The 23,632-nt window shown below is 37.2% G+C and carries 19 protein-coding genes and 1 pseudogene; 7 read left to right on the top strand and 13 right to left on the bottom strand.

Annotated elements, in window-relative coordinates:
* Positions 1-20: 20 nt before the first annotated feature.
* The 3 genes from IEW05_RS25550 to IEW05_RS01570 all read right to left on the bottom strand — a co-directional run bounded on the left by IEW05_RS25550 (position 21) and on the right by IEW05_RS01570 (position 1,939).
* A complete protein-coding gene (locus IEW05_RS25550) occupies positions 21-209 on the bottom strand; it encodes an alpha/beta fold hydrolase (protein WP_053781983.1) in 189 nt (62 codons plus the stop codon).
* A 216-nt stretch (positions 210-425) separates the two neighbouring features.
* Entirely contained in the window at positions 426-1,022 is a 597-nt protein-coding gene (locus tag IEW05_RS01575) for a YdeI/OmpD-associated family protein (RefSeq protein ID WP_229753218.1), read from the bottom strand.
* Complete coding sequence (locus tag IEW05_RS01570) at positions 998-1,939, bottom strand: alpha/beta fold hydrolase (protein WP_188535154.1); 942 nt, start codon at positions 1,937-1,939, stop codon at positions 998-1,000. The genes IEW05_RS01575 and IEW05_RS01570 overlap by 25 nt, the downstream gene beginning before the upstream one ends.
* 98 nt (positions 1,940-2,037) lie before the next feature.
* Between IEW05_RS01570 and IEW05_RS01565 the strand changes: the two genes are divergently transcribed.
* Complete coding sequence (locus IEW05_RS01565) at positions 2,038-2,949, top strand: helix-turn-helix transcriptional regulator (RefSeq protein WP_188535152.1); 912 nt, start codon at positions 2,038-2,040, stop codon at positions 2,947-2,949.
* A 337-nt stretch (positions 2,950-3,286) separates the two neighbouring features.
* On the opposite strand, the gene IEW05_RS01560 is transcribed toward IEW05_RS01565, so the two are convergent.
* Positions 3,287-4,021, bottom strand: a complete 735-nt coding sequence (locus IEW05_RS01560) for a CPBP family glutamic-type intramembrane protease (RefSeq protein ID WP_188535150.1) — start codon at positions 4,019-4,021, stop codon at positions 3,287-3,289.
* A gap of 690 nt (positions 4,022-4,711) precedes the next feature.
* Between IEW05_RS01560 and IEW05_RS01555 the strand changes: the two genes are divergently transcribed.
* On the top strand, positions 4,712-4,933 hold the full coding sequence (locus IEW05_RS01555; RefSeq protein WP_188535148.1) for a helix-turn-helix domain-containing protein: 222 nt from the start codon (positions 4,712-4,714) through the stop codon (positions 4,931-4,933).
* 25 nt (positions 4,934-4,958) lie between these two features.
* Here the strand turns inward: IEW05_RS01555 and IEW05_RS01550 are convergent, their stop codons facing one another.
* The 4 genes and pseudogenes from IEW05_RS01550 to IEW05_RS01535 form a co-directional block, all read right to left on the bottom strand.
* Positions 4,959-5,870, bottom strand: a complete 912-nt coding sequence (locus IEW05_RS01550; RefSeq protein WP_188535146.1) for a DUF5655 domain-containing protein — start codon at positions 5,868-5,870, stop codon at positions 4,959-4,961.
* Between the two features lie 40 nt (positions 5,871-5,910).
* Positions 5,911-9,006 carry a type I restriction endonuclease subunit R gene (locus tag IEW05_RS01545; protein ID WP_188535144.1) on the bottom strand — a complete coding sequence of 1,032 codons (3,096 nt, stop codon included), beginning with the start codon at positions 9,004-9,006 and terminating at the stop codon, positions 5,911-5,913.
* A gap of 1 nt (position 9,007) precedes the next feature.
* Positions 9,008-10,258, bottom strand: coding sequence for a restriction endonuclease subunit S (locus IEW05_RS01540; RefSeq protein ID WP_188535142.1), 1,251 nt, complete (start codon positions 10,256-10,258; stop codon positions 9,008-9,010).
* A pseudogene (locus IEW05_RS01535) lies at positions 10,248-11,764 on the bottom strand (class I SAM-dependent DNA methyltransferase). The gene IEW05_RS01540 and the pseudogene IEW05_RS01535 overlap by 11 nt, the downstream one beginning before the upstream one ends.
* A 592-nt stretch (positions 11,765-12,356) precedes the next feature.
* Here IEW05_RS01535 and IEW05_RS01530 point away from each other — a divergent pair.
* Positions 12,357-12,998 carry a Sir2 family NAD-dependent protein deacetylase gene (locus IEW05_RS01530; protein ID WP_194434084.1) on the top strand — a complete coding sequence of 214 codons (642 nt, stop codon included), beginning with the start codon at positions 12,357-12,359 and terminating at the stop codon, positions 12,996-12,998.
* A gap of 6 nt (positions 12,999-13,004) precedes the next feature.
* Here the strand turns inward: IEW05_RS01530 and IEW05_RS01525 are convergent, their stop codons facing one another.
* From IEW05_RS01525 to IEW05_RS25880, 5 genes are all read right to left on the bottom strand, one after another.
* Positions 13,005-13,682 carry a hypothetical protein gene (locus IEW05_RS01525; protein WP_188535138.1) on the bottom strand — a complete coding sequence of 226 codons (678 nt, stop codon included), beginning with the start codon at positions 13,680-13,682 and terminating at the stop codon, positions 13,005-13,007.
* A gap of 44 nt (positions 13,683-13,726) precedes the next feature.
* A complete protein-coding gene (locus IEW05_RS01520) occupies positions 13,727-14,368 on the bottom strand; it encodes a hypothetical protein (RefSeq protein ID WP_188535137.1) in 642 nt (213 codons plus the stop codon).
* 21 nt (positions 14,369-14,389) lie between these two features.
* A complete protein-coding gene (locus tag IEW05_RS01515; protein WP_188535135.1) occupies positions 14,390-16,522 on the bottom strand; it encodes a sensor histidine kinase in 2,133 nt (710 codons plus the stop codon).
* Between the two features lie 54 nt (positions 16,523-16,576).
* Positions 16,577-17,830 (bottom strand): DNA cytosine methyltransferase, encoded by a 1,254-nt coding sequence (locus tag IEW05_RS01510; RefSeq protein ID WP_229753217.1) that lies wholly within the window; start codon positions 17,828-17,830, stop codon positions 16,577-16,579.
* 322 nt (positions 17,831-18,152) lie between these two features.
* Entirely contained in the window at positions 18,153-18,287 is a 135-nt protein-coding gene (locus IEW05_RS25880; protein ID WP_268238716.1) for a hypothetical protein, read from the bottom strand.
* Positions 18,288-18,413: 126 nt separating this feature from the next.
* Between IEW05_RS25880 and IEW05_RS01505 the strand changes: the two genes are divergently transcribed.
* The 4 genes from IEW05_RS01505 (at position 18,414) to IEW05_RS01490 (ending at position 23,604) form a co-directional block, all read left to right on the top strand.
* Entirely contained in the window at positions 18,414-20,165 is a 1,752-nt protein-coding gene (locus IEW05_RS01505) for an S-layer homology domain-containing protein (RefSeq protein WP_194434083.1), read from the top strand.
* Between the two features lie 76 nt (positions 20,166-20,241).
* Entirely contained in the window at positions 20,242-20,715 is a 474-nt protein-coding gene (locus tag IEW05_RS01500) for a MarR family transcriptional regulator (RefSeq protein ID WP_188535131.1), read from the top strand.
* 157 nt (positions 20,716-20,872) lie between these two features.
* On the top strand, positions 20,873-22,108 hold the full coding sequence (locus IEW05_RS01495) for an MFS transporter (protein ID WP_188535129.1): 1,236 nt from the start codon (positions 20,873-20,875) through the stop codon (positions 22,106-22,108).
* A 335-nt stretch (positions 22,109-22,443) separates the two neighbouring features.
* The gene (locus IEW05_RS01490) at positions 22,444-23,604 is read left to right on the top strand and encodes an asparaginase (protein ID WP_188535127.1); all 1,161 of its coding nucleotides are present in this window, start codon (positions 22,444-22,446) and stop codon (positions 23,602-23,604) included.
* The last annotated feature ends 28 nt before the right edge of the window (positions 23,605-23,632 follow it).

Genomic DNA, 23,632 nt, shown 5'->3' with positions numbered 1-23,632 from the left:
GTTTTGCTTGCTAAGCGACTCTATTCAGCATCATTCTGCTCTTCCAGCCATCTCAAAATCGCTTGGTTTGTTTCTTCCGGCTTTTCTTGCTGGATCCAATGACCGCAATCCAGATTGACCACTTCCGCATTAGGCACAAATTTTGTCAGGTTTTCAGATCTCTGGACCGTATCCCGGTCACCATAGATCATGAGGGTCGGCTGTACCATAAAAATGAAGGGGGTTACGATTTTGGATGAGCTGTTTCATCCCTTCTTCATTTAGCGATTTGATTTATGCCTCGCATTTAAAACGTTCTGACTTTTGATGAGAATTAAACCCTAAATGATTGAGAAATACAGTAGCTCCTCTCTCCTAAAGATCAGGGAAACAATAGACCCACATTTATGCAGTACCAACAATCCTTTTAACGATTCTTTTGCTATTCATATTTCCTTATTCTGTATTTTTTTGCGATCTTGAAATTTTAGCCCTTCTTCAGATGAAGCGATCAATATTCCAAGCCTTCTTAATCGTGTTTCTTCTTTCTTGGCGCTCATTACCCACCAGATAGAATCTCTTTTATAGGATGGTGATAAATTAGTGAAGAATAGCCAGGCTGTTTGATTTGCCTTGATTTGTTCTTCATATTCTTTCGCAAGTTCCACGTTTCTTTGTTCAGAGGAATAGCCTTGTGCATCGGTTCTGTTGTTAAAGACGTGCATTCCTTCTGGTCTCATCTTTCCAAGCTGTATTAGTGCTTTTACCTTCTTTACGTTCACAGCACTCCATACACTATTTACTTTGCGCGGAGTAAAGCGAATCTTATAGCTTTGTTTATCAATGGTTTTTCGTATACCGTCAATCCACCCAAAACAAAGAGCGGTATCTACTGATGCAGACCAAGTAAGGCTTGCACGCCCTGTACTTATCCCAAAATAGCCCACCCAAATTTCACTAGCTTCAGCATGATGTTCTTCTAACCAATCGTTAAACTCTTCTTGGTTGTTGAAAAAAACTACATCTCCCATTGTTCCAGCCATTTTAAAATCGCTTGGTTTGTTTCTTCCGGCTTTTCTTCCTGGATCCAATGACCGCAATCCAGATTGACCACTTCCACATTGGGCACGAACTTTGTCAGGTTTTCAGACTTCGCAACCACATCCCGGTCGCCGTAGATCATGAGGGTCGGCTGCTGGATGATTGGGTTCACTTTCGCCAATAAGCGCCAGTTGCGGTCAAGGTTCCTGTACCAATTTATGCTGCCCGTGAACCCTGATGTTTCAAAAGCGGAGACGTAAACGGCCAGCTCGCTTTCGCTCAATACGGGCTCACCGAGCGGTGTTTCTGCTCTGGCGAGATTGATCAACGCCATACCTGGCTCAGGTGCTCTGAGAGGCTCGTTCTTCCGGTACAGGTTGCGAAGGAACCTGTATGTATTGTCTTCGAATACGGCGTCCGCGACGCCTGGTTGTCGATTGAAGTGGACGAAATAGAAATCGCCGCCAAGTATTTCTTCCATGAACTCGATCCAGGGTTTTTCTCCGCGCTCTTGGTAAGGCAAGCTCAGATTTATCACTTTATTGACGCGGTTTGGGTGCAGCAAGGTCAGTCCCCAAACGACGAATGCACCCCAGTCATGACCGACAAAGGTAGCGTCCTCGTATCCATAGTGATCGAGAAGCGCGATGAGATCACCCGACAAGTGTTCAATGTCATAGTCTGTTACTTCTGTCGGACGGGATGAGTTGCCGTAACCCCGCTGGTTGGGGACGATGACATGGTAGCCCGCTGCGGCAAGTGCGTCCATCTGATGGCGCCAAGAAAAGGCATGCTCTGGCCAGCCGTGGCAGAGTACAATAGGTTTTCCTGCATTTTCTCGGCCTGCTTCAAACACTTCGAGTTCCACACCGTTGGCTGAAATAAGGGTGGGCCTGGGAAAATCGGTTGGATTAAACATTGAATTAAAACCTCCTTCTTGTGATACTTGTAGTATAGTGGATAAAAGGTGACATCTAGGTGTCACCGTTCTGAAATCATGTAAAAAAGAGGGCAATTATGGACAAAGTGGAGAGACTCATTTCGATTATCATGATATTGCTGAAAAAAGAGGTTGTTTCTACAACGGAATTCTCACAAATATTCAATGTCTCCAAAAGAACGATCCTTCGCGATATGGAAACATTGAGCCTATCGAACATCCCGATCTACTCTGTCAATGGGGTCAAAGGGGGCTACGGCCTAATGGATGAATACAAAGTTGATAAACGCCTTTTAAGCAGCTCCGATTTACAGAATATATTAACTGCGCTCGGCGGATTGGAACAAATCCTCCGTACTGAAGAAGTTGAAAGAACGATAAAAAAAATAGAGGCAATGGTTAGTCCATTGTCTCTAAATAGTTCCATTCAACTATCGTTTTATGATTGGGAAGGTCGGTCCGAGATTCTTGAAACCTTAAAGACATGTCAAGAATCCATTTCAAAAAAGAGGCTGGTTTCGTTTGATTATACAGACAAGGACGGGGCTGTGACGAATAGAATGGTCGAGCCCTATGAGCTGCATTTTAGCGAATCAAGTTGGTACTTGAAAGGATTCTGTTTACATCGACAGGGATATCGAACTTTCAAGTTATCTCGGATCGATCATATTACTATGGATGAATGCGCGTTTCATCCTAGAGACGATTGGTCAGAGCAAGTACACGAAGCAAATTATCTACCTGAATTCGTCACGATTAAGGCATGGATATCGCCTAGCATAAAAGATCAAATCATCGAAAGGTATGGTCGAAGAAGTATTGAAGACCATAGTTCTGGATTTTTATTAGCAACCATTTATGTCCCACAAAATCGTATGGGATTTCAACTTTTAGCAAGCTTCGGCACTCATCTAAAAGTTGTAGAGCCCAAAACCTATGTTGAAGACTTTCGAAATTATTTATATCAAATGATGGAGAACTATTCCTGATATATTTAGCATTAAAGCTTCAATCTTCAACTCAACTTTTCGCCGTTACTTGTGATACGGTTCACCGTAACGTCTATAAGGCGAAATTAAAGGCACCCAATTGGGTGCTTTTCTCGTCGGAAACCTCCACTACTTGAAATTTAATATAACGTCAGTTGCTTCGAATACTCCGCTATCCCTGAACCAATTACTCCCCCTTCAATTTGCTACTGCAACAACCTGAATAAACATAACTGCCTACTAAAATAATTACGATTATAACATAATGTTTTATCAATATAACTTTATACACAAAAAATATCCTCCCTATGACGGGAGGCTATAATATGATCGCCATCTACGCACTAAACAGACAAAACCTAATAATATCTACAATGGAATGCGAACCCATGGCTGATACCAAATCGCGCTTACGTTGAAGCCATGCAAATGGTAGTCCAAATAATAGGGATAACACGATGATATTTCCGATATTGATAGTACTTAATTCAAAGTGAATGAACACATGCGGTAACACCATAATCAAATAACATAATACATTTTGCAGCTTAGTAAACTTGTGGTCCCCTGCTATGACAACACAAAGAGCAAACAGAAAATATCTGAACATAATTTCTTCCGTTACACCGGCTTTGATGGCTTCAAAAATATGCGACAGTTGGAATGATGGATTAATAGGATTACTGCTGAGGCCAAGTAGAACATTGATCCCCCCTAATACCACGCCCACCAACACCAAAGTGATACACGAGATCACAACATCTCTTTTCGTAGCATTTTTAATTAAAATAATTCTATGACTAGAACCTTTCATCATACTGGTGGCACCAATATAAATGAGAATGGACGACACGCCCATAAACACGCTGGCTGGCATAGCTATAATCCCGAGAACACAACCGATCATAATATCTCTTAATGTGGTGTTCTTATTTTTTATAATATAAACCACGGAGACCACTCCAAATAACAGAAACCAAATCACCATCATCTTAAATACAGCTGCCAAACCCCATAAACACATTAATCCTACCAATAGCGAAGTCAGTTTGAATCCTACTTTGTTTGTCATCTCTAATTCATTTCTCCCAGCCTCAATAGAATTTACTGTTGCCAGTATATCAATATCTGGAAGTTATAATCTGTTAGAAACATCATCTTGAGGTTCTATATTCCTACTCTTTTAAAATATGGAAGTATATCGTTCGGTAGGAGAATTAGTAACTCTCGAGGAAAGTCGGCATAACAGCTCGTCCACTTTCCGTATGATCCTCTGAAGATGCGCTACGCTCATATGCTGTATCCATGATGTGCTTGGACTGTTCGCTAGATACTTTACCGATTCGATTAAATTCACAGCGTCGAAATCAACATGCGATCCATTCCGTGTCAGATCAAATAAATCTTCTATGGGCAAATTATAAGGTGGGAAAACGCTCCCCCACTCTTGGATATATAGAGCCTTGAGCATGATTTCTAATGACCAGTCGCTTAGGATCAGGCAGGGTTTGGGGAGATTGTGGTGTAGGAAGATTGGGGTGAGGTTCATGTAGGTTTGAACTGTATTATACTCAAGCTTTAATCCAGTTTTAATATGTAAACTACTTAACCCAGAGTAAGGACATTCTCTTTGTATTAGGCCAAGCTCAATTCCCATTAAGCATTCTCCCAAAATTTAGTAGTATACGCATATGCGTACCAGTTCACAATATATTATATGGTACGTTATTGCGTATAGTCAAACTTCAAGAGGTGATTGTTCATGGCCAAAAAAGTCATCGTAAAAATTCCAGAATTGCTTAAACGCCACGGCATCTCACTACGTGAACTTTCCCGCTTATCCGATGTACGCCACGCTGCACTAAGTGAACTATCCAACGGTAAAAGAGAAAACATCAATTTCTCTCATATCGAAAAAATCGCCGATGCATTAAGCATCAGCGATATTAGTGAGATTATTGATTTGGTTGAGGTGGGAGACTGAGATTTTATTATTAGTTCCCCCAACGTTAGCTCATCTCATAACTTTGTTGAATCAATGCTTTGGCTTCCTTCAGGTGTTCATCCTTCATGATCGTTATTTCCAAATCCCCTGTACCATAATGTCCGATATTTCGCACATCCCGCGTAAATCCAGATTGCAGTTCTATTTTATCGGGTTCCACCTTTACAAAGACTGTAATCGACTTCTTTTGTGGATGAATCTCTACACAAGCAAAGTTTTTAATTCGTTTAAAAGCAATATAATCCTTCAGTGTGTTCATCTGAACATCATCACCAAGGGCCAATATGAAAGCCTTAAGTTCCTCAAAACGGTCAGTTAGATCTGTGCTAGCCTGCGCCAAATAATCTGTAACTGTTTTGTTATTCGTATTTTTAATCGCCGAAACTGCAGACGAATGGACAGGCTGATTAGCCGTTGTAGCATTCACCAGATCAAGCAGCAAGAGCTCATCACCATATTTTTTATAAGTATATAATGCAATGTTACGATCAATCTGCTGAACCGCATATTCGTCGAATTTCGTAAAACCACCCGCAATACAAAGTAAGCGTGGAGCACTCCAATCGATAGCCTGGGAGACTTCCGATCCGAATCTTTTCTGAACTAGCAAAGTAAATTCTGCCTGATGGTCCATTAACCAATCAAGATAGTAGAGTCCCTGATTAATGACATTCTCATTCGTTGCACGTTTGTACTCGAAGATGACTGGAGAATTGTCTTCGTCAATCCCTAGGGTATCAATTCGACCGCTATGCCGCTTACCTGTTATGTATTCTGATGCGAGAAAACGAATACCCAATAATGCCTCCAAATTATGTTCCATTAACGTTTGAAGAGATCTTTCCACAGTTACTGTGTGGCCGCTCAGTTCTTCAACACCACCTGTAGCAAGACGGAATAACTTTATATCTCCCATGGAACTACCCTCCTATAATTAAACCTATTAACACGCTGCTCTATCCAAGCTCCAGCTCCATCTGAACCATCAACTCAGCCTGCTTAATTACAGTCTCAACAGCTTCTTTCTGTAAGTCAGGTGGATAGCCATACTTTTTAAGCAATTTGCGAACTGCAACTCGCATTTTAGCTCGCGCTGATTCACGTAGGTTCCAGTCAATACTCATATTGGCTTTTATAGATTTGGTCAACTCATGAGCAATTATCTTAAGAGTTTCATCACCTAGTACTTCCTCAGCTGTTTCATGTGAGGCAAGAGCATCATAGAAGGCAACCTCTTCTCTAATCATGCCTACTTCTTCTCCACGTTTGTATGCCCCATCCATTTCTTTTGCAAGTGCGATCAGTTCTTCAATAACTTTCGATGTTTCAATCGCTCGCTTATTGTATTTATTTAATGCTCCTGTTAGCATTTCCGAAAATTTGCGGGCTTGAATTAAATTAGTCCGTTGTACACTTTTGACTTTCCCATTTAGTAGACGGTTCAAAAGTTCTACAGCTAAGTTTTTATGAGGCATCGCCTTCACATCTTCTAAGAACTTGTCAGATAATATTGAAATATCAGGATTCTCTAATCCTAGAGACTCGTATATATCAATAACTTCCTCAGATATAACAGACTTTGAGATAAGCTGATTCAGTTGCGCTTCCATTTGAGCATTTGTTTTTTTCTTACTACCATCACCAATGCTTTTCACAAGACTTGCTTTGACCGCTTTGAAGAATCCAATCTCTGCATTTAATTCTTGAGCCTCTTCTGTCGTCGCACAAAGAGCAAATGCTTTGGATAACTCAGTAACCGTTGTTACAAATCTTCGCTTCTCATCATCACCAAGCCCCAATATATAATCCATCGTAGAGATTATGGTATTCATACGAACTGTAGCTTTATCAGATAAATAACCTTCATAGTCATGCTCATACAGCAGCTCAATAATAATCTCATGCTTTTCGATCATAACATCTACGGCAACCGATGTATCAATGCCTGCTGTCCGTTTATCACTTTCAGTGTACTGATGAAGGGCTTCCTTCAAGCTGTCTGCTATACCAATATAGTCGACAATTAAGCCACCAGGTTTGTCCTTAAATACACGATTGACACGAGCAATCGCCTGCATTAAGTTATGACCTTTCATTGGCTTATCAATATACATTGTGTTCATAGCAGGTACGTCAAATCCTGTTAGCCACATATCACGCACGATAACAATTTTTAATGGATCATCATTATCTTTCATCCTTCTTGCTAGATACTCACGACGTTTTTTATTCCCGATAAAAGGCTGCCAATCCACAGGATCACTAGATGCACCCGTCATTACAATTTTAATAATGCCTTTATCATCATCATCTGAATGCCATTCTGGACGTAACGCTACAATTTCATGATAAAGACTAATGGCAATTCGACGCGACATCACGACTACCATTGACTTACCAAACATCGCTTCTTGTCGTTCCTCATAATGCGTAACAATATCTTCCGCTAGTCGTTTCACTCGTGATTCAGCACCAGTTATTGCTTCTAGACGAGACCATTTTGACTTCAAACGTTCTTTAACGGTTATTTCTTGATCTTCGGTAATCTCTTCATATTCATCATCTACGCTAAGATCACTTGGTAAATCTAGTGGAATAATCCGACTCTCATAAAATATCTTTACCGTTGCTCCATCTTCTACTGCTTGTGTCATATCGTAAATATCAATATATTCACCGAAGACAGCTGGAGTATTTTTGTCTGTTGCTTCTACTGGTGTACCCGTAAAACCAACAAAAGATGCGTTCGGAAGAGCGTCTCTCACATATTTGGCAAATCCATATTTTGTTTCTGCTTCATTTCCACGTATCGTTGCTCCAAATCCATACTGCGAACGATGAGCTTCATCTGCCATGACGATGACATTGGTTCGATCTGTCAAACAAGGCATAATTCCTGTATCTTCATCGGGCGAAAACTTCTGTAGCGTTGTAAAAATAATGCCGCCAGATTCCACTGACAATAAACTACGTAGCTCATCCCGATTATTAGCTTGGCTAGGTGTTTGACGTAAAATATCGCTTGAAATCGAGAACGTATTGTACAATTGATCATCCAGATCATTACGATCAGTAAGGACGACAATGGTTGGATTATTCATTAATTGAATCAACTTTCCTGCATAGAACACCATCGTCAAGCTCTTTCCAGAACCTTGAGTATGCCAGACTACCCCGATTTTATGGTTGCCTTCTACTGCTAATTTCGCCTTTTCAACAGCTTTATTAACCGCATGATACTGATGATACGCAGCTAGTATTTTAAACGTGTTCTCACCATCACTTTGGAACAACATAAAATTATGTATAATATCTATAAATCTAGTAAGTTCTAGCATTCCTTTTAACAATACTTCTAGTTGTGATAATGAGGTTGGAGCCAATTCTAATCCATCAATCGTACGCCACTTCATATATCGTTCTTCATTTGCTGTTAGTGAGCCAACTCTTGCATTTACCCCATCACTCGTAACTAAGAAGGCGTTATAGCGAAATAGCGACGGAATCGATTGTTTATAAGTTTGAAGCTGATTATAGCCTTCAGAAATTCCTGTTGCTTCGTTTGTGGCATTTTTAAGCTCGATGACGACCAACGGTAAGCCATTCACGAATATAATCACATCAGGACGCTTATTTTGATTACCTTCAATAATCGTAAATTGATTCACTGCTATAATGTCATTATTATGTGGATTCTCAAAGTCAAAAAGCCATACTTTTACCGTTGGATTATAGCCATCTGTACCTTGTAGCTCAATATCTAAGCCATCCGTTACCATACGATGGAACTTTTGATTATTGATCACTATACTAGGAGATTCATTCGCTTCAATCTTCTGTACAGCTAGTTCAATTGCTGCATTCGGTACTGTTGGATTAATACGTTGAAGTGCTTCTGTTAAGCGATATGTTAACACCACATCTTGATAACTTTCACGTTCAGGGCTCTCCCCTTCGTGTGCTATATCTGGTCCAGCTAAGATGGAATAATCCATCTCAGCTAACCATTCAAGCGTGGCTTCTTCTAAATCTGACTCTAGATACTTAAACATATCAATCTACCACACTTTCGTCTGGGATTTCGATTTCTCCTGATAGGAGTTTTGGGAGGAGGGAGTCTCTTAATTCTATTAATTTCTCATTTTCCTCTTTTAATTCCATTTGTACGTCTATCAATTTTTCTAACGGTTCAGCAAGGCGATTTAAAACTTCTTGATTTGGAATGACAAATTTAAACTCTGATAATGTATTAAATGTTATCTGTGGAAACGTGCCTGATCGATCTTCAGCAATTTGTTGTAATTCATTGATAACCTCTGGCATTATTAACCACAAATACAGTAGTTTACTTGAATAAATTTCTTTATCTACTCGTAATACCATTAATTTAGTTGATACTACATATTCATAAGAGTCAAAATTCACAAAAGCATATCTTTTATTTTTAGGTCGTATTTCGCTATACAAAATATCGTCCTTTTTAATTAACTTTTTAGCTTGTCCTGGCATTTTGTCAGTAGGGCTCAGATCCACATTTCCTACATAACCTTCAAGAATATCTGAAGTATTTAAGAATCTAGCAAATTGAATATTATTCTTATTAATCGATTTAGACACACTTTCTGTAAAATCGTTTAATTTATATACTTTCCACCCCTCAGGTATCTCCCCTAACTCACTCTCCACCATCTTGCCACCACTTGATTTATACGGTAACCCTTCCTCATTTGGAAACTCAAAATCAATGAACCAATGTTTGAACAGGGTTTGAGAGAGTTCTTCTACATTATCAATAATTTCTTTATTAGCATTCAACTTTGAATCAATATTAAAGAAAAAATCCCCTACTTTTTCTTGAGTTTCTTTATTAGGAAAGGGAATCTCAACTTCCTTTATACTCTTTAAACTAATCGTTTTTTGAGTAGAACCTGTCACTAACTTTTCAATTTGATTTTGAACAATATTCGAAGATAAACAATAGTATAAATATTTAGGTTCTACTTCTACCGGATGTAAAACAACCGTGTTTTGTCCTAGACAAAACACTTCATTAGTTTGTACAAAACAAGGAATCCCATAACTCCCTACCCTACTTAAAACGACATCACCTATTTGAGGAATATATTTTTTTGTAAACTCCTTATATACATCCTCATCAACATAAGCCACGTCACGCAAGGTTAAGAAACCCTGTTTAATATCTTTTACCCTGACCATTGGATACCCAGAATCTAAATAATTTTTAGGTGTATGATGTAATGAATCATAAACCTCAACTATATCACCAATTTTTTCAAAATTCATACCCAATCCCCCCTAAAGCTTGGCGGATTTGTTGTTCTAACTCTTTTGACTTCGCGAATTGCTCAGATAACTCCGATGTTAAACGTGCCATCTTCTCTTCAAAAGGCTCACCGTCATCTTCAACTTCTTCTAATCCTACGTAGCGACCTGGCGTTAAGATATAGTCGTTATTACGTACTTCATCTAGCTTTGCTGCCTTACAGAAGCCTTGTACATCTCCGTAAGCTTCGTCTGATGTGCCTCGCCATGTGTGGAATGCCTTCGTAATTTGATCAATGTCTTCGTTGGCGAATTCTTTATGAGTGCGGTCTGCCATGTAGCCTAATTTACGAGCATCAATAAATAAAATCTCACCATTACGCGCTCTCTTCCCTGTTTTTGTTTTATTCTTCGACACCAACCATACACAAACAGGAATCTGTGTAGAATAAAATAGCTGTCCTGGTAATGTCACAATACACTCTACTAAATCAGCTTCAAATTCTTCCGGATTTCACCTTCACCAGATGTATTAGACGACATTGAACCATTAGCAAGCACAAAACCTGCTGTTCCTGTTGGGGCAAGCTTTGAAATCATATGCTGAATCCAAGCATAGTTCGCATTACCAACAGGTGGTGTACCATATTGCCAGCGTACATCCTCACGTAGTTTGTCTCCGCCCCAGTCTTTAATATTAAACGGAGGATTGGCAAGGATATAATCTGCTTTTACACCTTTGTGGAGATCATTTAGGAATGTATCTGCATTATGTGGTCCAATATTACCATCTATCCCACGAATCGCTAGGTTCATTTTGCACAGCTTCCAAGTTGTTGGATTGAATTCTTGTCCATAGACAGAAATATCTCCAAGTTTTCCTTGATGCTCTTCTACAAACTTCTCACTTTGTACAAACATACCACCTGAGCCACAGCAAGGATCATAAATACGTCCTTTATATGGCTGTAGCATTTCAACGAGTAAATGTACAACAGATGATGGAGTATAGAACTCACCACCATTTTTTCCCTCTGCACTTGCGAACTTGCTTAAAAAGTATTCATATACTCGACCTAAAACATCTTTCGAGCGACTAGCTTCATCACCTACTTTGAACGAGAACAGATCAATCGTTTCACCAAGACGAATTTTATCAAGTGCTGGTCGAGCGTAATCCTTAGGTAATACCCCTTGCAACGATGGATTTTCTTTCTCAACTGCAATCATTGCTTTATCGATGATTTGACCGATCTCTGGTTTTTTAGCATTATCTTTAATGAATGACCAACGAGCTTCCTTTGGTACCCAGAAGATGTTCTCAGCTAAATATTCATCTGAATCTTCTGGATCAGACCATTCGTCCGCTGCAAGCTCTTCATACTTTTCTTCAAACGCATCCGATACATATTTCAAAAATAGTAATCCTAACACAACATTTTTATATTCTCCTGAATCCATAGATCCACGTAATTTGTCCGCCATACCCCATAGATTTTCTTCAAACCCAATATTTGCTGTCGACATGTTCTGCACCTCATATAATATTTCTGCCTATAAGTTGATTATAGCTGTTTGAATCTATATTTACACTGACCCAAACAGTGCTTTAGACATATTCAATAAGTTTTCAATGAATTCACTTTTCATAAAAGGACACGCGGCTATACATCGGTTCGTAATCAAAAAAGATAGTTTTACATTGGTACATAATTACTTTATTAAATTTGTGTAAATAAATATCTCACTAGAAGATTCTATTTGTCTTTGTTAGTGATTAATTTCCTGTAGCTGTAAGTGCTTATCACAGAATTCACCTCGGGCTGCCTTCTTTCCACCTCGCGATGGAAACCCTTGCTCTTAGCTAATGGTTGGACTCCCCCACATAGTGAATTTTCATCACCTAGTTAATCGCCATATGTGTCAAACTAAGAAAAGATTGTAAAATCCTAATTAGGAATTTACAACCTTCTAAATAAAAACTTAGTCGTCCTAGTGATGTCAATGATCTACCCTTCGTATTCGCTTCACTTTTATATGCTTTAAACAAATTAAGCATCATATTTACTCTATATGAATATAATTCGCTTTATATAGAAAAGATAATAAAATAAATAAGATGGAGGAAAAAATGGACCTACTGGATTATTTGAAAGCAAAAATTCAAAACTCAAATTACCCTGTTGTCATTACAGGACCCAGAATTACATTTCCCTCAGATACTCTCCCTTTTAAAGCTAATTACTTTGGTCACTCTTTAAACGATATACTTAGTCTTGATTTTTTACAATCTAACTATGAGATATTCATAAAAACTTGCATTCTAATCGGAGAATGGAATAAAAAAAAGCCCAACTATATCCACGAATCCATAAAAGAACTGGATATTCCAATAATTACAGAAAATATAGATATGCTGCATACAATCGCAGGAAGTAAAAAAGTAATTCAATTATTGGGTAATATTCAAGATTTTGTTTGCACTAAATGTAATTTTAGTATCCCCTTTTTTCAAAGTAAAAAGTATATTAATATTCATAAACCTTTTTATTGCCCAGAATGTCACTCTCCCATCAAATTAAATATTGTTTTAAAAGGAGAAGCAATTAGAAACTTTCATCATGCATTAAATGAAATTTATAAAGCTGACACTTTACTAATTTTAGGAAGTGATTTAGATCGTTGGCCAATAAATAAACTTAACCAATTAGCAAATAAACAAGGAAGTAAAATAATTATAATAAATGAATTCAAAGTTTAAGCATAATCAAACAATATTCTCTTGCGAATCTCCAAATAGCATAATATTATTTGATAAATTTGTAACTGCAAATACCGCTTGATCTAGACCATTATTCTTAAAATAATTTGGTTTTGTAGATTTCATATTTATAGCTCTAGTAACGACAATATTCCTAAGTTCAATTCCCAAAACTATTTTTATTTTATCAAAACTCCAATTATTTAATATAGCCTGTTCGATAACAGAAGAGAAAGCATCCTTATAACAACCCCCAATAAATACACGGTAATCTCTTGAAGCATTTTTCTTATTCTTTTTATCAAAATGAATTTTATTTGAAAATCCTAAAAATACTTTACATCCATCATTTTCACATACTTCTTTTCCAAAACTTCTTGCAGTTGCACAAGATATAGATATCACTTTCTTCCCTTTTAATAAATGAGCGTTATCCTTGTTCAGTAAGACCTGATGATCATTATTTTTATGGTCATATTTATGATATAATTCGTTAGGGCTTCCATGAGTTATAAGTATAATGGTTTCGTGTGTGCTCATTTCTTCCAGACATTTCTGCTTATAGGGATTGTATATCATACTTACTGGGTGATGTTCTTCTAAATTACCAACAATTAATCTACTAAATTTTCCAAACCTCTTCATTTCACGATTAAGCCTATTTCTATAAAATACAATGCTCATATTTCACCTTTTTCTTTCTTATAGAAGTTTGACTGAAATGGAATTCAGTATTTATATTTAAATAGGACTGATAATACTGTTTCAATAATTTCCTTTCTAAATTGTTTTCCCTGCTCATTGTCATTTAAAAGATCCTTAAATAACGTAGATACGTTAATATCTTCTCCATTAATGTTGGTATAGCTCACTTCAATATTATTTTTCTTATATTCAGCAAGTGTTCTTGATAAAATAAGAGGCAATATATCCATCTGTTCACATGCCTCTTTAATTACCTGAATAGTCATTTCAAAATTATTTTTAGCTGTGACCTTATCAACACCAAGTATATTAATTAGATCAAATAAATCTTTATTAGCAAAGGGAAACTTATATTTCCTTTTCAGGGGATCATATTCAAATTCACTTGAATAAAAAATTACTTTGCTGACATTATTTTTTTGTCTAAATTCTTCAATAAATTCATTCCCAAGTTGTTTATCACTATTATAAAATCCATGTCTAAGGTTATAATCTACCATTAAAATATCGTACGGTTCTTCTTCATCGTATTCATCTTCATTATTTACTATAGTAAATTCAACATCTAAGTCATATTTTTTCTTAAGATATTTTTTATAAGTCTCAAATATCCCATGTATCTGAATTTGGTCATCAATAACTAATATATTGAATGTATATGACATAACTCCACCCCTAATTAATTCTCAATTATAAATAGGAATCCTTATTAAAAATGTAGTACTAAAATCTCCATTTTCTATCTCAGTGTATAACATTTCCCCATCATGATCCTCAATTATATCTTTTGATGTAGCTAGACCTATTCCTGTTCCATTTGTATTAGAACTCCACAAAGAAAAAATAAATCTTATTTTATCTTGAGGAATACCAATTCCACTATCAGAAAAATATACTTCTATAAAGTCCTCAACAACTTGTGTGGTTATTTCAATTGTTTTATTTAGTCTCTCATTTAATGCCTTAATTGAGTTACTAAATAGATTTTCAAATACGACTTTAAGGGAGTCTTCCACACAATTAATATTAATATTTTCACTATTATCTATGTTCAATATACAGGTGATGTCCTCTTCTCTTAGAATAGAAGTATGACTATTTATAACACTTCTTAAAATATTATTAACTGGTGTAACTGTCTTTTTTAATTTGCTGGCGTTCACCTTGTCCAGAGATCCCTCAACTAATTTGTATATATCTTCAAAGGCTGTTTGTAACTCGCGAGTACTTAAATCCAAACCAAGTTCTTCAAGATCTAATTCAAAGCCCCTTATTTGCGAGTCAATTACAGTTAATTTATTTTTAATAGTATGTAACATTTCGTAAAGAATTCCTTCTTTACTAGTCATTTGTGAAAATGTTTTTATCTTTTTATCAATAACATCAGTAGCTTTCTCTAGTACATCAACCTTTTTAACAAATTCCTTAGTTTCTTGTTCTAGTTCCTGAAATCTCGCTTTATAAGTTTCTGGTATATCCTCAAGTTTTACAAATTCTTTATAAGAACTAAATATATTACTTGCTTCATTTCTCAGGCCTTTTGTTTCGTTTTTTAATAATTCTGTAGTCTCTTTAGCTTCATTTTTTATACGATTAAAAATATAATCCTTTAAGATATTAATTAATGTCCAAATAAAACTTTTCAAATCTTCAAACTCCACTACATCTTCAATCAAACCTACTCTATCTGTTGCTTCTTTTAAAACATAATTTTTATGTACAGGATTATGAGAAATAATCACATGTCCTATTAAATCTCTGGTACCAAATGATCGAAATATCCCCTGGGCATGAACCTTATCAATTTCTAACCAGTCATTATTAGCTTCTCCGTATGGCATAACCCGAAAATTATCTCGAAATATTTTAATATTTCCATAATCACTTGTTCTCATTCCCATCTTAGTTGAAAATACTCTTTTATCATTTGGGTCTAAGTAAAAAATTTCCGCACTAACTGAACCAAAAGAACTTCCTCTTGGATACAGAAAAAAGCTCTCTTTCTTAGCTATATTTCCATTATCATAAATGCTATAAGTCATGTAACCATTAATGTCTATTTCAGCAGTGATACTAGTATTTAAATAATCAAACGAGTCATTAATAATTTCTTCAGTATTCTCAATATTTTCTCCATCTATATCGTATACTTGAGTTAAATAAACTCTGAATTCATCTTGTTCAAATGGCATTGGTGATAAAAACTTTTTCAAACTTCTTACTAGTTTTTTTATATCACTTCCATACCAACAATCTCTTAAATTTTTAATTTTTAATTTCAAACCAGATGTATCATTTGTATCAACGTTCATTTGTTCATACTCGCAAGGAACTTCTTCTATAAGTTTTGATCTATCATCAAATTTTCCCCAATCAAAGTAAACTATTGTTTTATCAGTTAATTTTTGATCCACAGATTCCATTATTAAATACGCGCCTATTTTATCTACTCCAAATCTACCAATTCCCTTTTCACCATTTACCATCCGTTTTGCAACTTTATCAAGCTCATGTTGTCGCATTCTTACTTCTCTGTTTTTTTCTTTGTAGGATGTCCCAAGTTCCATCCAGTTTTGGTTAATTTCTTCAAACGTCATTCCTTTCCCATTATCTATTACTTCAATATAAGACCTTTCATTAGTAATAATCCCCTTTTCTTGATACGGAAGAAAATTCACCAATTTAATTTCAACCTTAGTGGCACCTGCATCATAAGAATTCTTTACTAATTCAAAAATTGCAATAATATTATTTGTAATTAACTCTCTACCAACTAAACTCTCTACTTTTGCACTGGTTCTAAAATTTAATACCGCCATAATCTCACCCCTTTTTTCTTCATAAATTCTTAAATTTCATTAACAAATGTTTTATTAAGAAAAAACCAACTCGCGTTCTTTCACTTCACTTTTATGAAGTGCGATCAATATCTCATCAGCAATAGCTTTAGCAAATAGTGGAGGTACGGCATTTCCTACTTGTGTGTATTGTGGTGTTTCAAACTTTCTTCTATCTCCTCCAGTTGTTCTTTTACCGAGAAATTTAAAACTATCATCAAAAGATTGAAGTCTTGCAAGTTCTCTAACTGTAAGAATTCTTGAATTACCCTTTTCATAATGAATTATGTCATCAGGTAACGTAAGAACTGTCGGAGAAATACAGTTTCCGTCTAATTTAGTGCATCTATATTTTTTAGTTTGATATTTCACTCGCTCTTCATCACTTAATCTGCCTAATAATTCTCCAATACTTTCGCCATGCTTTAATAAAGTAAATCTTTCAATAGTTTTTTTTCTATGTTTTGCTGCTTGATGATTAAAGATTTTCTCTGATCTAAGAGTTATACCTTTAGAATTCGGAGTAAGTCCATTGCGCATTTTTTTTTGATAATCACTTAGTTTATATCTTTTACAATATTCCTCATTTGTTCCACCATTTTTTAGATCCCTCAAATCAGAAATTGCATCTGCAACTGTAACTTTATCCATTTTACCAATTGGAAATTTAGGTGCTACTACAAGATCAATTTTCCTTGTGTCTTCCCACCTAGCTTGATGTCCTAAAAAAATTACTCTAGGTCTATTTTGTGGCACTCCATAATCCTTTGCATTTAACTGCATAAATTCAACATGATAACCAAATAATTTTGCTTCATTAATAATTATTTCTGTCACCAGTTTTTTAGTATATTTTACTCCTGTTAGGCCTACAAATTTTTTAAATCTATATGATAATATACCTATCACATTCTCCATAATAAAATATTTAGGTTTTACTAATTTTACAATCTTTAGAAATTCAAAAAAAAGAACATTTCTCACATCGTTCTTATCTCTCTTTCCTGTTAAACTAAACCCCTGACAAGGAGGGCCACCTACGATAACACTTATTTCTTCGCCACCTAAAAATTCTTCTAATTTTTTATGTTCTGTTAGTAATCTTATATCCCCACAAAAGAAATTACTTTCATGTCCAAGTTCCTCGTGTCTATTCTTGTATGTAATTGAAGCTTCTACACTAAAATCACATGCATTCGGAATACTAAAGCCAGCTTGGAGAAATCCTTCAGACATACCACCTGCCCCTGAAAATAAATCTAAGACTTTATATTTATTTTTAATCATCATTATCACCTTCACTCTTTTTGATACCAGGATATCACACATAAACAATTATAGATAGACATGAAGGTAAAGTCGTTAATGATACCATGATATAATGTAACAGTCAACATCTACCGCTGCATCTCTCGTAGTTATCCCACTATATATGCTCAATACGTGAGAATGTAAACGCCTCTCAGCATAAGTCACTAAAAAGACTTCAACTAGAATACCTTCATTTAAATTCATTAGCTTAATATAGTCTTATGGACCAATCTCTATACTTAACCAACAGACTAGACATGTAGTTTATCACTACTTCCTATGACACTATTAACTGTTAATACTAGATGTTATTGCCCTCGATCAAACGTAATGCCGGTTTTAATACCTCGTCTGATTTAAAATAGTATGTCTTTGTACCCATACCCCATTTACAATATTCGACAGTTACGAGAACGGTTCCTTCTAATATATCCATAAACCTCCTATTACTGGCGCATTCCAAAGATATTTAACCTAATGCCATCCCCTTATCTCACTCAGCATCACATCAAAATTCCCATTAAGATATTTCACATTGATAGCAAATCTAATAACTTGTAACATGGACAATAAGGCCTTCACTACAATATTTTGGAATTTACTTATGATTGGAGAGATGAACATATTGCGGAAGTACAAGATTGTTTTTGTATGCTTTTTATTGTCGACTTTCCTATTTACGTCGATAGATTATGCCAAGGCTGAGGGAGGCTCTAGTCCTACAACGGATTCCTCTACAGTTCAATTGAAAATACCGACCGATATCATAGGGTCTCAGGCAGAAGAATACATAAAGAGAGCACTAACCGCTGGCTATGTAAAGGCGTATGATGATAAAACTTTTAAACCTGATGCCAAAGTTACCCGAGAAGAATTTCTGGCTATGATGGTTGATGCGCTAGATATCCCTACTGAACAACCCAATGGTACGGAGACTTCGTTCACACCTATTCTGAATGCAGCAGTTAAGGGCAACTTATATCAAGACGACTATCGCCTTAAATGGTCAGACCCGATAACGCTGAGTGATGCGGCACTTACTCTGGAGAGAGCTACACATCAGGCTAGCTACGCTCGGATCGTGAAATCCAGTACTACACAAAGCACAAGTACCACTTCACTCAAAAATTCATACCCTGAATACGCTGAAGATCTACAAATTTTACAATCCTTCAAGGATTTGAACGTGAAGTTAGATGACTACGATAATCCTAAAGTCCTTATTCAAGCTATAACTGAATGGTATTCCCGTAAGCAAGATGAGTTTATGGACGAGAATAGCAAACAAGGCAAGAATTATTGTATCCCTACAATGGGTGAGGCTAATTGCGTAAATCCAACCGATCAGAAAATTTATCCTGTTATGGAGCGGTATAAGAGCTTTTTGCAAAGATTAGCGAAGTTTAGTACAGATTTATCAAAAACGTATGACGGTTTTGAACCTAAACAAAGGGTCTATGAGTCAGTGCGACGCGGATTAATTCAAGGATCGGGTCAAGGGAAATTGGCTTTAGATTCCTCAATCACCCGTGCTCAGGCCGTAGTATATATTGAGAGAGCTCTATCTTATAACAAAGGCAATGATCTACCTGTCGATAAATACGCACTGGAATTAGCAGAGGTATATTGGCATCAGACCAATATCTTTACGAAGTGGTCTAATTATCTTGGCATAGAGAATAGTTCAAAGTTCGACACGTCCAAGTTACCCTATGAATCGAAGTACTATAAAGGAGCCATTACGGGACTATATATCATCGATTTAGATGATCCAAAGGACCCTTTTTGGGACAAGCTCCAATACCCTCTTAAGGATTTATATAGAGATACATGGGCCGGAAATCGTGCATTCCCTTTAACGAAGTCAAAAGATGCTTATTTGATCGTATATACACAAACGAAAAATCAATTTAAATCAAAAGTAGATTTACAATTAATCATATCTGGTGTGGGTGAAGGTCATTTGAATGATGGAGGCATGACAAAGGAACGACAAGAACAGATGAGTCGTGTTGCCAAGGGCTCTTTTGAAGTACAGCAAAATGTTGTACGTAAGATTAATAATCTGAAGCCTGGTATGCCTTATAAGGACTATGAAGGAATGCCTGCCGAGTATACGAATATTAAAATCGTCCCTAAGAAAAATATTAAAGTTGAAGATTCTGTTACTATATACCTAACTACTGGTGTAGTAGGAGATACGAACACAAATCAACGTGTGATGAATATACGCCCAGATCACATCAAAAATCTGCCGCCAGAATCTGTCTTATCCAACCCTCGAGGTTTCTACCTGCTAGATCAACTGAATTAAAGTGTCTTGTATTGTTGAAGAGGAAACAAAGACTTAATATAATAGGGTTAATGCAAGAGCGGTGGGAGGTCAGACCATGAACAAAGAAGAACAGCTCCTCATAGGTGTCAGGGACTTATATAACAAGATGGTTTGGCTTAATAAGGATAAGATGGAAGACAGTCTTAAGGGTTATACATCTACCGAAGTCCATTGCATCGAATACATTGAAAAAAATGCAGATTCCAACGTGACTAGGCTTGCGGAGTATTTCTATATGACCCGCGGTGCCATAAGTAAATTAACGAAGAAGCTCCTACAAAAAGGCCTAATCGAAAGCTACCAGAAGTCGGATAATAAGAAAGAAGTCTATTACAGGCTTACCGAGCAGGGGAAAGTCATTTATAAAATCCATGAGGACCTGCACCAAGAGTTTCAAGAGCGGGATAAAGCCGTATTTGAGCAGGTAACCGAGGAACAATTCGACAGTATGCTTAGCTTCGTGGAACAGTATAGTAGGCATTTGGATGCAGAAATAAAGAAACAAGGTAAAGATATGAAGTCGGAATAAATTCGAATAATGACAATTAAACTTTAGGCAGCCATCCTCTACCAGAGAACAGGCTGCTTTTTCATCGTTGTTATTTTGTTGACAAGGAAACAATATTGCGATACGATGATTTTGTTTCCTAGGAATCAAAAAACATCAATTTTACAGGAGTATTTATATGTCCATATTTAGATCACATAATGAACAGAACACAGAACAAACCGTAGATAAACACGCTTTAATATTTGGTCTTATCTCTGTGTTTCTGTGCGGAATAGGTTTCAGTATCATCACACCTGTCGTCCCCTTCTTAGTGCAACCTTATACCAGCAATCCAGGAGAACAAGCTATCGTTGTTACGATGCTGACCTCTGCTTATGCAGCCTGCGTGTTTTTTGCAGCCCCCGTGCTTGGAGCTTTGAGCGACAAATATGGTCGTCGTCCATTGCTCTTAGTATGCCTGTTAGGTTCCGCCATCGGGTACTTCGTTTTTGGCATAGGAGGAGCTCTATGGGTACTATTCGTTGGGCGAATCATAGAGGGGATAACAGGCGGGAGCATAAGCACGATCTTCGCATACTTTGCAGACATCATTCCTCCGCAACAGAGAACCAAATACTTTGGATGGTTGAGTGCGGTTGTAGGGGTAGGTACCGTCATTGGCCCAACTTTAGGCGGATTACTTGCCAAGTTTGGTTATGCTGTACCCATGTATTTTGGGGCTATCATCACTTTATTGAATGTTGTTTATGGATACTTTTTAATGCCCGAGAGCCTGGATAAGAAGAATAGACTGAAAGAGATTACCATACTAAGACTGAATCCATTTACGCAGCTTGCAAGCCTGCTATCCATGAAAAACTTGAAATGGCTGCTTATCTCAGCGTTCTTACTTTGGATACCTAATGGATCTTTACAGGCCGTTTTTTCGCAATTTACCATGGATACTTTCAGTTGGAAGCCTACAATAATCGGTCTTATGTTCTCAATTATGGGTTTCCTAGACATCATTTCACAAGGTTTCATCATGCCAAAGCTTTTGCTCAAACTTAGCGATCAACAGATCGCCATTCTTGGAATGGCTTCGGAGATCATAGGCTACAGTCTTATTGCGCTATCTGCTTTGTTCACATTCTATCCTTTTCTTATCGTTGGCATGGTTATATTTGCTTTTGGTGATTCGATCTTTGGGCCCTCCTTCAACGGAATGCTCTCTAAGTCTGTCGATTCTAGTGAACAAGGGAGGATTCAAGGAGGTAGCCAATCGATTCAGGCTTTAGCAAGAATGATTGGGCCGATCATTGGAGGTCAAATCTATGTATCACTGGGCCATTCCGCACCCGCTTTTATGGGTATGATCCTAGTAGCAGCGGCAATACCCGTTTTATATAAGAGAACACATGTAAGTATGTGAACTTATTTATCTAAAGCCTGAGCTGATAACCGTAACTAACTGTTGTCAGCTTTTTTCTATAGCACGTTAATTTCCTCGCCAAACCTAAACATTGATGTAATAAAACCTAACACAAAATTATGAGAACATGTTTCAAATTCCACTTATTAAAATTCATAGAATCCACGAGAAAACATCAGTTATCCTTTGTTATCAATCTATTTAAGCGTTTTATTCATATGTTAACTTACTTGCCACAATATTCATTTCGCAGATATAATCCAATCATAAATCACATATATGTTATATAATCTAACATAAACGTGATTATACATAACAAACAGGAGGTTACATCTATGAATGGATTACAATCTAAGCTCGTCAAAGCGACTCTTGCGACAGGACTCTCTTTCTCCCTACTCTTCTCAGCTACAACCATGTTTCCCGTTTCTAGCACTTACGCTGCCGAGGTCACCCCATCTACTGAAGCAACGGTTAAGCTTCCGAAGATCCAGGTCATAGCAACCGGTGGTACGATTGCTGGTAAATCAGTTGATGAGACCAGCTTCCAGAACTATAGAGCCGGAACCTTATTAATGGCAGATATGGTTAAGGCACTGCCCAACCTCGACAGAATCGCCGATGTAACCAGCTTTCAGTTTGGTAACGCAGGCTCAGGCTCCTATACGATGCAACAATTATATGATCTCTCCTTAAAAGTAGATAAAGTACTGGAAACCCAAGATGGCGTCGTTGTCACTACGGGTACAGATACAATGGAAGAAATCGCTTATTTCCTTGATCTTACGGTACGTAGCTCCAAGCCCGTCGTTGTAACAGGCTCTATGCGTCCGTGGACTGTGGTCGGAAGCGATGCTCAGGCCAATCTATTTAACGCTATTAAACTAGCAGCTAGCGGCAAGACGAAATATTACGGTACTGTGCTCATGCTAAATGACGAGATTCACGCAGCTAGAGAGGTTACCAAGACGAATGCCTATCGTACAGATACTTTCGAAACTCCCAAACTAGGCATGCTTGGATATATCGATGAGAATAATATAAGAATATATCGCGCAAATTCCAGAGCGCTACTGACCGCTGATAAATGGGCAACCCCATTCGATCTGACAAAGATTAAGAGCAGCAACATGCCTAAGGTAGAAATAGCTTATGCCTACCAAGATGCGGGTGCTGGAGCAATCACAGGCTTTGTCCAAGACGGAGCAAAAGGTATTGTTACTGCAGGCACCGGAGCTGGTGGCGTGTCCAAAGCCATGAGCGAAGCTCGCACGAAGGCGATTAAGGAAAACGGAGTCATCTTCGTCTCCACAACGCGTACGGGCTCTGGTTCCAACTACACCTCAGGTGACGGTATGATTGCTGGTGACAACCTGAACGCAGCTCATGCCCGGATTCTACTAGAACTAGCTCTCTCCTTCAGCAGTGATTTCAACACGATTAAGGGTTGGTTCGAGACGTACGGCTCAGGCCAAGTAGCTATAGCTGACAAATAAGAACGAACTATTTTAGTTACACATGAAA

This window comes from Paenibacillus segetis, assembly GCF_014639155.1.
GTDB classification, from domain to species: Bacteria; Bacillota; Bacilli; order Paenibacillales; family Paenibacillaceae; genus Fontibacillus; species Fontibacillus segetis.
This window is presented reverse-complemented; position numbering and strand designations above follow the sequence as displayed.